General features: G+C 66.6%; 8 protein-coding genes. 4 read left to right on the forward strand and 4 right to left on the reverse strand.

Annotated features, from left to right (window positions below):
* The first annotated feature begins 24 nt into the window (after window positions 1-24).
* Both ACODSM_RS04055 and ACODSM_RS04060 read left to right on the forward strand, forming a co-directional pair.
* Window positions 25-3258, forward strand: a complete 3234-nt coding sequence (locus ACODSM_RS04055) for an efflux RND transporter permease subunit (RefSeq protein ID WP_488804394.1) — start codon at window positions 25-27, stop codon at window positions 3256-3258.
* Window positions 3259-3358: 100 nt separating this feature from the next.
* Window positions 3359-4855 (forward strand): efflux transporter outer membrane subunit, encoded by a 1497-nt coding sequence (locus ACODSM_RS04060; protein ID WP_488804395.1) that lies wholly within the window; start codon window positions 3359-3361, stop codon window positions 4853-4855.
* 893 nt (window positions 4856-5748) lie between these two features.
* Here the strand turns inward: ACODSM_RS04060 and ACODSM_RS04065 are convergent.
* Window positions 5749-6921: a pyridoxal phosphate-dependent aminotransferase gene (locus ACODSM_RS04065; RefSeq protein ID WP_488804396.1), complete on the reverse strand. Its 1173-nt coding sequence runs from the start codon at window positions 6919-6921 to the stop codon at window positions 5749-5751.
* Between the two features lie 88 nt (window positions 6922-7009).
* On the opposite strand from ACODSM_RS04065, the gene ACODSM_RS04070 reads away from it, so the two are divergent.
* Window positions 7010-8446, forward strand: a complete 1437-nt coding sequence (locus ACODSM_RS04070) for an NAD-dependent succinate-semialdehyde dehydrogenase (protein ID WP_209817063.1) — start codon at window positions 7010-7012, stop codon at window positions 8444-8446.
* A gap of 169 nt (window positions 8447-8615) precedes the next feature.
* Window positions 8616-9389 (forward strand): hypothetical protein, encoded by a 774-nt coding sequence (locus ACODSM_RS04075; RefSeq protein WP_488804397.1) that lies wholly within the window; start codon window positions 8616-8618, stop codon window positions 9387-9389.
* Window positions 9390-9414: 25 nt separating this feature from the next.
* Here ACODSM_RS04075 and ACODSM_RS04080 read toward each other — a convergent pair whose 3' ends face one another.
* The 3 genes from ACODSM_RS04080 to ACODSM_RS04090 all read right to left on the reverse strand — a co-directional run bounded on the left by ACODSM_RS04080 (window position 9415) and on the right by ACODSM_RS04090 (window position 14038).
* Window positions 9415-10137, reverse strand: a complete 723-nt coding sequence (locus tag ACODSM_RS04080; protein ID WP_488804398.1) for a formylglycine-generating enzyme family protein — start codon at window positions 10135-10137, stop codon at window positions 9415-9417.
* A 287-nt stretch (window positions 10138-10424) separates the two neighbouring features.
* Window positions 10425-11393 (reverse strand): porin, encoded by a 969-nt coding sequence (locus tag ACODSM_RS04085; protein ID WP_015013363.1) that lies wholly within the window; start codon window positions 11391-11393, stop codon window positions 10425-10427.
* 455 nt (window positions 11394-11848) lie between these two features.
* A complete protein-coding gene (locus ACODSM_RS04090) occupies window positions 11849-14038 on the reverse strand; it encodes a TonB-dependent siderophore receptor (RefSeq protein ID WP_488804399.1) in 2190 nt (729 codons plus the stop codon).
* Between the last annotated feature and the right edge of the window lie 24 nt (window positions 14039-14062).

Below are 14062 nucleotides of genomic sequence, written 5' to 3' on the forward strand. Positions count from 1 at the left end.
CAGCGACGCAAGGAATTTGCATCCATGAACCTGTCCCGCTTTTTCATCGACCGCCCCATCTTCGCCGGGGTGCTGTCGGTGCTCATCTTTCTCGGGGGGCTCATCGCATTGCGCGGTCTGCCCATCTCCGAATACCCTGAAGTCGCGCCGCCCTCCGTGGTGGTGCGCGCACAGTACCCGGGCGCCAACCCCAAGGTGATCGCTGAGACCGTGGCAACGCCGCTGGAAGAATCCATCAACGGCGTGGAAGGCATGCTCTACATGGGCAGCCAGGCCACCACCGACGGCGTGATGACGCTCACGGTGACGTTTGCCCTGGGCACCGACCCCGACAAGGCCCAGCAGCTGGTGCAGAACCGCGTCTCGCAGGCCGAGCCGCGCCTGCCCGAGGAAGTGCGCCGCCTGGGCGTCACCACCGTCAAGAGCGCGCCGGACCTGACCATGGTGGTCCACCTGGTCTCGCCCAACAACCGCTACGACATCGACTACCTGCGCAACTACGCCGTGCTCAACGTGAAGGACCGCCTCGCGCGCATCCAGGGCGTGGGCCAGGTGCAGATCTTTGGCGGCGGCGACTACTCCATGCGTGTGTGGCTCGACCCGCAGAAGGTTGCGCAGCGCGGCCTCTCGGCCAGCGACGTCGTGTCGGCCATCCGAGGCCAGAACGTGCAGGCCGCCGCCGGCGTGGTGGGCGCATCGCCCGGCCTGCCCGGCGTGGACCTGCAGCTGTCCATCAACGCCCAGGGCCGCCTGCAGACCGAAGAAGAGTTCGGCGACATCATCGTGAAGACCGGTGCCGATGGTGCGGTGACGCGCCTGCGCGACATCGCCCGCCTGGAGCTGGGCGCGGCCGACTACTCGCTGCGCTCGCTGCTCAACAACGACCCGGCCGTGGGCATGGGCGTGTTCCAGGCGCCGGGCTCCAACGCGCTCGACATCTCAGCCAATGTGCGCAAGACCATGGACGAGATCCAGAAGAACATGCCCGAAGGCGTGGAGTACCGCATTGCGTACGACCCCACGCAGTTCGTGCGTGCGTCCATCCAGTCCGTGATCCACACGCTGCTCGAAGCCATCGCGCTGGTGGTGCTGGTGGTGATCCTGTTCCTGCAGACCTGGCGCGCCTCCATCATTCCGCTGCTGGCCGTACCGGTGTCGGTGGTGGGTACGTTTGCCGTGCTGCACCTGCTGGGCTTCTCGATCAATGCATTGAGCCTGTTCGGCCTGGTGCTGGCCATCGGCATCGTGGTGGACGACGCCATCGTGGTGGTGGAGAACGTGGAGCGCAACATCGAGGCGGGCCTGACCCCGCGCGAGGCCACCTACCGCGCCATGCGCGAGGTGTCCGGCCCCATCATCGCCATTGCGCTGGTGCTGGTGGCGGTGTTCGTGCCACTGGCTTTCATCAGCGGGCTCACGGGCCAGTTCTACCGCCAGTTCGCGGTGACGATTGCGATCTCCACGGTGATCTCGGCCATCAACTCGCTGACCCTGTCGCCCGCGCTGAGCGCGCTGCTGCTCAAGGGCCACGACGAGCCCAAGGACGCGCTTACGCGCGGCATGGACAAGGTGTTTGGCGGCCTGTTCCGTGGCTTCAACCGCATGTTCCATCGCGGCTCCGAGGCCTACAGCGGCGGCGTCAAGCGCGTCATTGGCCGCAAGGCGCTGATGTTCGTGGTCTACCTCGCGCTGGTGGGTGCCACCATGGGCCTGTTCAAAATCGTGCCCGGCGGCTTCGTGCCCGCGCAGGACAAGCAGTACCTGATCGGCTTTGCGCAGCTGCCCGACGGCGCCACGCTGGACCGCACCGAGAACGTGATCCGCCGCATGGGCGAGATCATGAAGGAGAACCCGAACGTCGAAGACGCGATCGCATTCCCCGGCCTGTCGATCAACGGCTTCACCAACAGCTCCAACTCCGGCATCGTGTTCGCCACGCTCAAGCCCTTTGCCGAGCGCACCCGTGCTGACCAGAGCGGCGGTGCTGTGGCGGGGCAACTGAACCAGGCGTTCGGCAGCATCCAGGACGCGTTCATTGCCATGTTCCCACCACCACCGGTGGCGGGCCTGGGCACCACGGGCGGCTTCAAGCTGCAGATCGAGGACCGCGCCTCGCTGGGCTACGAAGCCATGGACAACGCCGTGAAAGCCTTCATGGGCAAGGCCTACCAGACGCCCGAGTTGGCGGGCCTGTTCACCAGCTGGCAGGTCAACGTGCCGCAGCTCTATGCCAATATTGACCGCACCAAGGCGCGCCAGTTGGGTGTGCCGGTGACGGACATCTTCGACACGCTGCAGATCTACCTGGGCAGCCTGTATGCCAACGACTTCAACCAGTTCGGTCGTACCTACAGCGTGCGCGTGCAGGCCGATGCGGCCTACCGGGCGCGGGCTGAAGACGTGGGCCTGCTCAAGGTGCGCTCTGCCACCGGCGAGATGGTGCCACTGTCGGCGCTGATGAAGATGGAGCCGAGCTTCGGCCCCGAGCGCGCCATGCGCTACAACGGCTACCTGGCGGCGGACGTGAATGGCGGCCCCGCGCCCGGCTATTCATCGGGCCAGGCGCAGGCGGCCATCGAACGCATCGCCAAGGAGACGCTGCCCCAAGGCATCACGTTTGAATGGACCGAGCTGACCTACCAGGAGATCCTGGCTGGCAACTCCGCCGTGCTGGTGTTCCCGCTCGCCATCCTGCTGGTGTTCCTGGTGCTGGCCGCGCAGTACGAAAGCCTCACGCTGCCCATCGCCATCATCCTGATCGTGCCCATGGGCATCCTGGCCGCGATGACGGGCGTATGGCTCACCAAGGGCGACAACAACGTGTTCACGCAGATCGGGCTCATCGTGCTGGTGGGGCTATCGGCCAAGAACGCGATCCTGATCGTGGAGTTCGCGCGTGAGCTGGAGTTTGCCGGGCGCACCCCTGTGCAGGCCGCCATCGAGGCCAGCCGCCTGCGGCTGCGCCCCATCCTGATGACCTCGCTGGCCTTCGTGATGGGTGTGCTGCCCCTGGTGCTGTCCACCGGAGCGGGTGCCGAAATGCGCAGCGCCATGGGCGTGGCGGTGTTCGCCGGGATGATTGGGGTGACGGCCTTTGGCCTGTTCCTCACGCCCGTGTTCTACGTGCTGCTGCGCAAGCTGGCGGGCAACCGCCCCCTGGTGGAGCATGGCGCGCATGTGGCGCCCATCTCGCACGCCCCGGGTACCGGTGGCACGGCCCACCCCGTGCTGGCCGCGCTGCGCAAGGCGCACGAGTGATGCTTCTTTCTACGGTGACAACAACGACCTTTTTGGCCTCGAACGCGCGCTCCGCGCTGCTGAATGCAGCGGGTGAAACGACTGGGGCAGGAGAACAACCATGACCGATTTGCTATTGACAAAGAACTCCAACGACGGAGCATTGGCAGCGCGCAAGCGCAGCCTGCTGGCGCCCCTGGCCGCCGCCCTGGTGCTGGCCGGTTGCATGACCCAGCCCGTGGCCCCCGCGCGGCATGCGGGCGTGCCCGTGCCTACCAATTTCACGGCAGGTGGCGATGCACTGCCCACCGCCCCCTGGACCGTGGCCGCCCCCGCCGAGGCGCAGCCGCGCGGCGAGTGGTGGCTGGGCTTTCAAGATCCGGTGCTGGCCGACCTGGTGCAGCGTGCGGGCACGGCCAACACCAGCATCCAGCAGGCGGCAGCACGGCTGGCCGAGGCGCGTACGCTGCTGCGCTCGGCCGACGCCGCGCGCTCGGTGCAGGTGGGTGCCTCCGCCGGTGTGACGCACCAGGCAGGCGCTGCCACCACGGGCAGCGCTGCACCTGCCACGCTGGGCACGGCGGGGCTCAACGCCTCGTACGAGCTGGACCTGTTTGGCCGCCTCTCGCAGACCAGCGACGCCGCGCGCCTGGACGCCGATGCGCGCGAAGCCTTGCTGCAAAGCACGCGCCTCATGGTGCAGGCCGATGTAGCGCAAACGTACTTGCAACTGCGCGCCGTGCAGGCCGAGCAGGTGCTGGTGCAAGAGAGTCTGGCCGCGTACCAGAACACCCTGCGCCTCACGCAGCGCCGCCTGCAGGCGGGCGACGTGGCCGAGCTGGACGTGGCCCGTGTGCAGACCGAGGTGGCCGCCACCGAGTCTGATGCACTGGCCTTGCAGCGCCAGCAGGCCCTGCTCACCAATGCGCTGGCCGTGCTGGCGGGCGAGGTGGCCAGCGGCTTTGTGCTGCCGCCAGCGACGGGCGATGCTGCGTTGCCCGTGATCCCACCGGGCGTGCCCGGCACGGTGCTGGCGCGTCGTCCCGATGTGTCGGCCGCGCAAACTGCCGTGCTGGCCGCGCAAGCGCGCGTGGGCGTGGCGCAGAAGGCGTGGTTCCCGGCCGTCACGCTCACGGGCAATGCGGGGCATGCGTCGCCCGAGCTGGGTGACCTGTTCAAGTGGTCGGCCCGTGCCTGGGGCGTGAGTGCGCTGCTGTCGCTGCCGATCTTTGACGGCGGCCAGCGCGATGCGCAGATCGAGGGCGCCAAGGCGCGCCTGGAGGCTGCGCTGGCGGACCACCGGGGGCAGGTGCTCAATGCGTTCCGTGATGTAGAGGATCAGCTGACCTCGCTGCGTTTGCTCTCCGGCCAGGCCGAGGCGCAGGGGCGGGCGGTGACTGCCGCGCGGCGGGCTACGCAGTTGTCGGATGTGCGGTATCGCAATGGGCTGGTGAGCCAGTTGGAGTTGCTGGACGCGCGGCGCAGCGAGTTGCGCAATCGGCGGCAGGAGCTGCAGGTGCGGACGGCGCAGTATGTGGCGACGGTGGGGTTGATTCGGGCGCTTGGGGGAGGGTGGGGGGATCAGCCTGCGGTGAAGATGGCTGCTGTGTCACAGTAGTTTTTGTGCGAATTTGGCTGCTTGCGCTAGTGGGATATGCGCTGGTAGCTATTGATTTTGTAGTGTTTGTTTTTGTGCGCTGATTGAACCGCATGCCTCGGTTGAGGGCGGAGGCCGGGAGTCGCCCCGGCGGGCGAGGTACTTTTCTTTGCTTCGCCAAAGAAAAGTACCCAAAAGAAAGGCGACCCCCAGTCTGCGACCCCTTCGCGGTGCGAAGGGGCAAACCTGCGTCGAGTCGGTTGCGGGGTGCGCCGTGGAACTCGCTTTGCGCTGCGCGCGCCGCTCGGACAGCCACGGCGAGTCAGAGTACGAAGCATGGGCGCTTCGACGCCCATGCCCACCCCGCAACCGCCCCGCCGCAGGCGCAGCCAGCAGGGGGTGGACAGCCGAACATCCAAGCAACCGAACAGCCGAACAGCCGAACAGCCATTCGGGCCATCGCTGCGCTCGGCCCAAGTTGTGCAGCGCGTGGCGCTTGCGCCCGCGAGGTGGGGCCGAGCGAAGCAAAGGCCCGTGTGGATATTCTGCCCCCGTGCCCCTCTGGATGCGCCGAGGAGCGCAGGGTTTGGCGGATTAGGGCTCGCGATTGTCTGAGCGAAGTGAAACGGAGCGAGTTCGAGCGAGACCCCGCCAAACCCGAGCACCGCAGGTTGCCCCGGAGCGAAGCGCAGGGGACGCAGCCAGTGGGGTCGCCCTTTCTTTGGTTCCTTTCTTTCGGCGACGCGAAAGAAAGGGACTCGCATGCCGGGCGACTCCCGGCCTCCGCCCTCCATCAAAGCATGCCGTTAACCGGGCACACAGTTCTTTGCATGGATGGTGGGCACTTCAAAAAGCATAGCTACCAGCGCATATCCCACTAGCGCTTGCGGCCAAAAAGGCTCAAAAACCCCCGCTCACCCCTTCAACCACCCCCTCAACCTCCCCACCCCTTCCTCCAACCTCCCCACATCCCGACTCGCAAAACACCACCGCAACCACCCCGACGCCTCCCCCCCAAACGCACTTCCCGGCGCCAACCCCAACCCCGCCTCCCGCACCAGCCGCTTGGCCAGCGTCAGGCAATCGTCATGCCCGTCGATGCGGAAAAACGCATACATCCCCCCACGCGGCGTGGCTACGGACACCCCTGGCACATCGGCCAGCAGCGGCACTAGCGTGTCCCGGCAGGTCTTCAGATGCGCCACCAGCGCAGGCGTCACCTCATCCGTGCGCTGCAGCGCCACCGTCGCCCCGCGCTGCACAAACACCGGCGCACACGAGGTGTTGAACTCGATCAGCTTGCCGACGGCGTGCGTCAGCGACGGCGGCAGCACCAGCCACCCTAGGCGCCAGCCGGTCATCAGAAAACTCTTGGAAAAGCTGTGTGTCACGATGAGTCGATCTTCCGGTTCGGCCACGTCCAGAAAGCTGGGCGCGGCGCCGTTGGCCGTGTCGCCTGCGTAGTACAGCCGCTCGTACACCTCGTCCGCCAAAATCCACGTGCCCGTGCGGCGGCAGTGCGCCAGGATGGTGGCTTGCTCCTCGCGCGTCAGCGTCCAGCCTGTGGGGTTGTTAGGTGCGTTCACCACCAGCAGGCGCGTGCCGGGTGTGATGGCGCCGAGCAGTGCGTCCATGTCCAGGCGCCAAGCGCCCTGTGCGTCGGCCACCAGCGGCACGGTGCGAACCTGCGCGCCCAGAATGCGCGGCTGCGCCACCAGGTTGGGCCACACGGGCGTGACCAGCACCACTTCGTCGCCCGCGTCCACCAGGGCCTGCACCGCCACCATCAGGCCGTTCACGCCGCCCGATGTGACGGCGATGCGGTCAAACCACGCATCGGTGTGCTGCTGCGGGTGCAGGCCGTGCATGTAGCCCGCAATCGCGTGGCGCAGTTCGGGCAGGCCCAGGTTATGGGCATAAAAGGTTTCACCGTGCTGCAGCGACGCAATGGCCGCCTCGCGGATGAAATCCGGCGTCACCTCATCGCTCTCGCCAAACCAGAACTTCAGCACATCGCTGCGCCCCAGGCCTTCGTTGGCCACTTCGCGGATGCGCGACTCTTCGAGGCTTTGGACTACTTCTCGCATGCAATCTCCTTGAAATACACAGCCATCATCGCAGGCGTATAGTCGTTTCTTTGATTTTTTCACCACATTGGCTGACCAACCAACGCTCATGACCTATCCCAACACCCAGCTCTTCATCGCAGGCCAGTGGCAAGACGCCGCCGAAGGCAAGACCCTTGCCGTGTTCAACCCCGCCACGGGCAAAGAAATCGGCCGTGTGGCCCATGCCACCAAGGTGGACCTGGACCGCGCGCTGGACGCCGCACAAAAGGGCTTTGAAGCCTGGCGCGACATGCCCGCTGCCGAGCGTGCCAAGACCATGCGCCGCGCCGCCGCACTGATGCGCGAGCGTGCCGAGGCGATTGCCGCCATCATGGTGCAAGAGCAGGGCAAGCCCCTGGCCGAAGCCAAGGTCGAGACCATGGCGTCCGCCGACATCATCGAATGGTTTGCCGACGAGTCGCTGCGTGTGTATGGCCGCATCGTGCCCTCGCGCAACCTCAAGGCCACGCAGATGGTGCTGAAGGACCCGGTGGGACCCGTGGCGGCCTTCACGCCGTGGAACTTCCCCATCAACCAGGTGGTGCGCAAGCTGGCCGCCGCGCTGGGCGCAGGCTGCTCCATCCTGGTCAAGGCGCCTGAAGAAACCCCGGCCAGCCCGGCCGAGCTGATCCGTGCGTTTGCCGATGCGGGCGTGCCCGCAGGCACCGTGGGCCTGGTCTATGGCGACCCGGCGGAAATCTCCAACTACCTGATCCCGCACCCCATCATCCGCAAGGTCACGTTCACGGGCTCCACACCCGTGGGCAAGCAGCTGGCCGCATTGGCGGGCAAGCACATGAAGCGCGTGACGATGGAACTGGGCGGCCACGCCCCGGTGATCGTGGCGGAAGACGCCGACCTGGAACTGGCCATCAAGATTGGCAGCGGCGCCAAGTTCCGCAATGCGGGCCAAGTCTGCATCTCGCCCACGCGCTACCTGGTGCACGAAAGCATCCGCGCCGACTTTGCGGCCGCGTTCGCCAAGTACGCACAGGGCCTGAAGGTGGGTGATGGCCTCACGGCTGGCACGCAGATGGGCCCGCTGGCCAACCCGCGCCGCATCACCGCCATGGCCGACTTGCTGGCCGACGCGGTGCAGCAGGGCGCCAAGGTGCTGACAGGTGGCGAGCGCATCGGCAACGAAGGCAACTTCTTCCAGCCCACCGTGCTGAACGACGTGCCCCTGTCGGCCCGCATCGTGAACGAAGAGCCCTTTGGCCCCGTGGCCGCGATTCGCGGGTTTGAGAAGATTGAAGACGCGATTGCCGAAGCCAACCGCCTGCCGTTTGGCCTGGCGGGTTATGCGTTCACCTCGTCGCTGAAGAACGCACACCTGCTGGCCCAGCGCCTGGAAGTGGGCATGCTCTGGATCAACCAGGCTGCCGCCCCTGCGGCCGAGCTGCCGTTTGGCGGCCTGAAGGATTCGGGCTACGGCTCCGAGGGTGGCCCGGAGGCCATCGAGGCGCACCTGAACACACGCCTGGTGTCGATCATGAACGTGTAACCATCGCGCTCTTTGCTCCTTGGACACAGGCCCCCGGTGCCATGGGCATCGGGGGCCCTTTTTGCTTTTGGAAGATTGCACGGGGCGGCACAATGGCGTGGCGTTGAAGATCTGCGGCCGCCAAAGGCGGCAGTTACCCACCGTCCCCCATTTCAGGAGTGCCCCGCCCATGCTGCCCCGGCAATGCCTCGCCCTCATCATTGCGCTGGCCTGCGTGCCCCTTGCCTGGGCGGGCGAGGAGAAGGAGAGCTCCAGCCAGCGTCCCGGGCTGTTCTTTGCCTGGCTGTCGCCTGACGATGACCCGGTGTGGGCACACTTTGAGAACCCCGCGCACCTGCAGCAACTGGTGCGGCACTGCAATGCCGGTACGCCGGTATTTGCGCTGCAATCAGGCACCCGCTACCAGTGCAAGGCAGAACTGCCGCCGAAGTCTGCCGGGCAGGAAGAACCCTACGCCGCAGCCCTGACCGTGCAGGGGCCCAGGCCCCAGACAGACAACCCGCAGTACCGGCTCTTCGCCCTCACGCCGCCGCGCACGCCCCAGTGGCTGGTTGCCAAACCCGACGCCGAGCAGCTTGGCGCACTGCAGTCGTTCGTGCAGTCGGACGACCGCCGGTTTGGCGCGCTGCGCCGCCAGCTCCAATGGGGTGCTGCACGCACGATTCAGCAGCCCCAGGGCGCACGCACCACCGTGGTGGTGCCTGGCAGGGTGGTGCGCGACCCGGACGCTTTTTACGGAGCCCAGCGGCACCATGTTTTTGTGCGTGGCAGTAGCGGCTATGCCTACATGGGCGAGGTGCCCGGCAAGCCCGACAGCTACGTGGACATCGACGGCAACGACCTGCCGGGCCTTGTGGTGTCTGAGGGGTGTGACGGCTGGTGCGTATCGCTGTGGGGCCTTACGGGCGGGCTGCGGCAGGTAGCGAGGTTCGGCGGGCACTGAGTTCGCACCCGCACAGTACGGGTTCTCAGCGCTGTTTCACCGGGTCGTACACGCAGCGAAAGCCGATGTACACCGCATAGAAGTCCGCAGGCTTCCAGGCCTCGACATCCGCGCGCATTTGCGAGGCGGGATACCACCAGGATCCGCCCATCGTGCGCCGCTCTTCGCCGCGCGCATCGGCCGCCCATTCCCACACATTGGCGCCCATGTCGTGCAGGCCGTTCACTCCGGCCACAGTGGCGTTGACGGGCGCGGCGCGGGGCCAGGGGTCGGGGTCGCTGGTGTTGGCGCCCTGCGGGCTGTGGCCCGTGGTCCAGGGGTAGGTGGTGCCACGCACCCAGGGCGTGGGTGGTTGGCTGCGCAGCTCGGTAAAGCCGGCGGTGCGCCACTCGGCGGCGGTGGGCAGGCGGCCGCCGGCCCATTGGCAGTACGCCTGGGCCTCGGTGTGGGTGAGGTGCACGGCGGGCAACTGGTCGGTGTCGGGCGGTGAGCCGTCGGGGCGCTGCCAGGTCCAGCCCGCGCGGCGCTGCCAGCCGCCCACGTATTCAAAACCGCCGCCTTCGCGCTCGGCACGGGTGGTGGTGCCGGTGGCCCGCGCGTAGCGCGCAAACTGGGCGATGGTGACTTCGGTCTTGTCGATGCGCAGGCCGTGCAGGTCGTCCAGCACCACGGGCGCTGGGGTCTGGGCAGATGCGGCCAGGGCCCAGAACGCCAGGGTGGCGATGACTGCGTGGCGCGGTGTTGGCATGGTCCTGTGCTCCCCGTTTCACAGCCAGGCAGCCATTGCCGGACCTGTGTGGCGCAGAGTATCGGCCGCTGCAAAAGCCTGTGGGCGGGGCTGGGTTTGCAGTGGCTGAACAGCCCTGTGGGGGGGCGCCGGGTTGGGTGGTCGGCGCCGCGTCCGCCCAAGGGCTGTGTGCCTTTTCCAACCGGTAGCAGGCATAAAAAACCCCGCACTCCCAAAAAAAGGAGTGCGGGGTAATTGGCTGTGTGTCTGCCCTCCCACCAGTCAGGGCAGCAGCGTGTGGGGCGCTATCAGAAGTTGTGGCGCACGCCCACGGCGAAGGAGCTGAAGTCGTTACCCGGAGCCGACACGCCGTAGGTGGCTGCCTGGCTGTTGTTGATGCGGGTGTAGTACGTGTAGATCTTGGTGCGCTTGCTCAGGTTGTAGTTGTAGCCCAGTGTGTACTGGGTGGCGGCGCTGTTGGACACGTTGGAGTAGTTACCGGCACGGCCCACGTTCACGTGGAACTCGGACACGCCCATGATGTAGGCGGCCGACAGGCGCAGGTTGGTGCGGTTGCCCCCGTTGGCGATGAACACGTTCTTGTCGCGTTGCACGTAGGCGCCCATCACGAAAGGACCGGTGGAGTACGAAGCGCGCACTGCGAACTGGTTCTGGTCGCCCAGCTTGGAGTAACCAGCGCCCAGGCCCAACTTGCCGATTTCGTAGTTGGCAGCCAGGTCCAGGCTGTTCTTGCCGCCGGTGCCGCTGGGCTGCTCGTGCTGGGCCCAGCCGGCTTCGAACGTTGCGCCGCCCAGGCTGGGGGTGCGGTAAGCGATCTTGTTCACGTCACGGGCGGGGTAGGCGTACAGGGCGTCAGCCGACGAGCCGGTGTCGTGGTTGTGGTTGCTGATGAAGTCGGCCGTGGCGTAGTACGACTCGGACGTGAAGTTGCCCAGGCGCACCATGCCGAAGCCGCCGGACAGGTTCACTTCGCTCTGGCGGGCAAAAATGCCGCGCGAGTCGGAAGCGCCGGAGCTGGAGTCAAAGCCGCTTTCCAGTTGGAAGCCAGCCATCAGGCCGCCGCCCAGGTCTTCCTGGCCCTTGAAGCCGAAGCGGGAGGAGTTGTTGAACAGACCGGTCTTGGAGACATCGCCGTCTTTTTGGTGTTCGAAGGTCGTGTTGACCCGGCCGTACAGGGTGACGCTGCTCTGTGCAAAGGCAGCAGACGTACCCACCAGGGCCAGCGCGGCGAGGGCGCAGCGGTTCAATGTTTTCATTCGCGAGGTTCCTTAAATCAAATTTTGTTTGACGACAAATAATCACCGGCCAAAAACGCACAGGGGTGATGCCTTCGGGCCGCCGCTACAAGCAAGTTTGATGCCTGTGGTGATGTGATCGTTGCACTTTGCAACGGAGGGGGATGCTACTGGCCGCCGTGATTGGCCGCCAACGGGGTAAACACCTTTTTGTCATCCAAATGTCGTTGCGGCGCAACATGGTTCTGGTATGGCGCGCCAGAACCCAACTTTGGGCGGAGCCTGGCACCCCTTTGAGTCCCTTGGAGCCCCTTGGAAGGTCGCGAATGTGGTGCAAGCCCCGCGCGGGCTGGCACCGGCGTGGCGCTGCGTACAGGCCACTGCCGCCGTGCGAGCCCTGCACGGCAGCTTGTGGCGTGGCGGCGATCCCTTGACTATCCCTTGTGGGATCGCCAACCGGCGCCTAGAACCGGGACCTAGAACCGGTACGTCGAGGTCAGCGTGTAGGTGCGCGCCTGTCCGTAAAAGCAGTCCCCGCGTGCCAGGCACTGGGTGATATGCACCTTGTCGGTCAGGTTCACCACGTTGAAGGCCACGCGCCAGTCGCCAGCGTCGTAGGCCACCATGGCATCGGCCAGGGTGGCCGCCGGGGTGGTGATGGCGCTGGTGCCCGTCCACTGCGAGCCGGTGTAGCGCACGCCCGCGCCCACCACCCAGCCGCCACGCCCCTGCGCTGCAAAGCGGTGGCTCAGCCAGGCCGATGCAGTGTGCCGGGGCACGCCGGCCACGGCCTGGCCCTGGTCGCCTGCGTTGCTGCGGCTGATCTGGGCCTCGGTGAAGGCGTAGGCCAGCGTAAAGTCCCACTGGCGCGCCAGGCTGGCCTGCACTTCGGCCTCGAAGCCGTTGACCTTCACTTCGCCGATCTGCAGGCTGTTGAGCGGGTTGCTGGGGTCGGTGGTCTTGCGGTTCTTTTCGCGCAGGGTGTACACAGCGGCAAACGCGCTGATGCCCTGGCCCGGCGGCTGCCACTTCACACCCGCCTCCCACTGTTCACCGCGCTGCGGCTTGTAAGGGGTGCCGTACGCGTCAAGCCCGCCCAGGGGCTGGAACGATTCGGAATAGCCCACATACGGCGCCCAGCCGCCGTCCATCTGGTACGTCACGCCCGCACGTTTGGTCCAGGCTTTGTCGTCCACGGCAGCGGCAGGGCGGCCCTCGGTATCGGTCTGGGCGCTGTCATGGCGCAGGCCCAGCGTGGCCGTCCAGCGGCCCCATTGGATCTGGTCTTGCGCGTAGAAGCCCAGCTGCTTTTGCACCACGCTGGGCTGGCGCACCAGCTGTGCCGCCGTGGGCGGCGTGAAGTTGCCGTACACCGGGTTGTACACGTCGATGGACGACGCCACCGCGCGCCAAGCCTGCTGGCCGGTGTGGTTGCGCTGCACGTCCAGGCCGGCCAGCAGCGTGTGTGCGGCGCTGCCGGCTTGCAGCTTGCCTTCGAGCTGCGTGTCGATGAGCAGCATGCGGCCGGTGTTGAGGTTCCACACCGCGTCGCGTACCAGCGTGCGGTTGTCGCTGTTGAACACCGGGCGCGCAGGGCGGCCCGTGGCAGCGTTGGCCGTGAAGCTGGTGTAGATGGTGCGGTAGTCCACCTCGCTCACGGTGCGGCGCAGGTTCTGGCGCACCGTCCAGTCGCTGTTCAAACGGTGACTGAACAGGTAGCCCCAGGAGTTGTTGCGGGTGTCGTACGCGTCCCAGCCCGGCTCGCTGATGAAGGTGTTGCGCGGAATCTGGCCGTACTGGCTGGGCAGCTGCGTGCCTTGCCACGGGAAGAAGCCGATGAGCGAGCCGCTTTGATCCTTCTGGTGCAGCGCCTGCAGCGTGAGCGACGTGTCGGCATTGGGCTTCCAGGTGAGCGATGGCGCAAACACCACGCGGTTGTCGTCCACATGGTCCACCTGCGTGCCGCTGTCGCGGCCCACGGCCACCAGGCGATAGAGCCACTGGCCGTCCTGGTCGAGCGCGCCCGTCAGGTCGGCGGCGATCTGCTTGCGTGCGTTGTTGCCCAGCTGCACCTGCACCTCGCGCAGGGTGTCGGCCTGCGGGCGCTTGCTGGTGAGGTTGAGCACGCCGCCCACGCTGCCCTGGCCGTACAGCACGGAGGTGGGGCCACGCAGAAACTCCACGCGCTCCAGCGTGTAGGGGTCTGGCCGGCTGGTGTTGTAGGTGCCATAGGTGCGCAGCAGGCCGTCCTGGTATTGCGACACGGTGCCGCCGCGCGCGGCGAAGCTGTCCACGCGGCTGTCGAAATAGTTGGACACCGCGCCTGCGGTGTACGCCGTCACCTGCCGCAGCGTCTGCACGCCCTGCGCCTCCATCTGGTCGCGGGTGACCACGCTGATGGCTTGCGGGGTTTCGATGAGTGGCGTGTCGGTCTTGGTGGCGCTGAGCGCACGCTGGGCCACAAAGCCGGTGACGGGTGCCGTCGGGTTCTCTTGCTCCGCGCCCGAAGACACGGTGACCGGGGCCAATGTGGCCTCGGCAGTGGGCGATGGGACGGTGGTGGTCTGCGCCTGGGCCGCGGCACTGCACAGCACCAGCACGGCGGCCTGTGCAACGGCGGTGCGCGGCGCGCGGCATGCGCGCGAACGGGATGGGAAAGGAGGCATGGTTTGCTATTGATTCGATAGCTG

Source organism: Acidovorax sp. FG42 (assembly GCF_057809195.1).

Coding starts and splice junctions, on each gene's coding strand:
- ACODSM_RS04060 (WP_488804395.1), top strand. CDS start 3,359: ATGACCGATTTGCTATTGACAAAGAACTCCAACGACGGAGCATTGGCA.
- ACODSM_RS04070 (WP_209817063.1), top strand. CDS start 7,010: ATGACCTATCCCAACACCCAGCTCTTCATCGCAGGCCAGTGGCAAGAC.
- ACODSM_RS04090 (WP_488804399.1), bottom strand. CDS start 14,038: ATGCCTCCTTTCCCATCCCGTTCGCGCGCATGCCGCGCGCCGCGCACC.
- ACODSM_RS04065 (WP_488804396.1), bottom strand. CDS start 6,921: ATGCGAGAAGTAGTCCAAAGCCTCGAAGAGTCGCGCATCCGCGAAGTG.
- ACODSM_RS04080 (WP_488804398.1), bottom strand. CDS start 10,137: ATGCCAACACCGCGCCACGCAGTCATCGCCACCCTGGCGTTCTGGGCC.
- ACODSM_RS04055 (WP_488804394.1), top strand. CDS start 25: ATGAACCTGTCCCGCTTTTTCATCGACCGCCCCATCTTCGCCGGGGTG.
- ACODSM_RS04075 (WP_488804397.1), top strand. CDS start 8,616: ATGCTGCCCCGGCAATGCCTCGCCCTCATCATTGCGCTGGCCTGCGTG.
- ACODSM_RS04085 (WP_015013363.1), bottom strand. CDS start 11,393: ATGAAAACATTGAACCGCTGCGCCCTCGCCGCGCTGGCCCTGGTGGGT.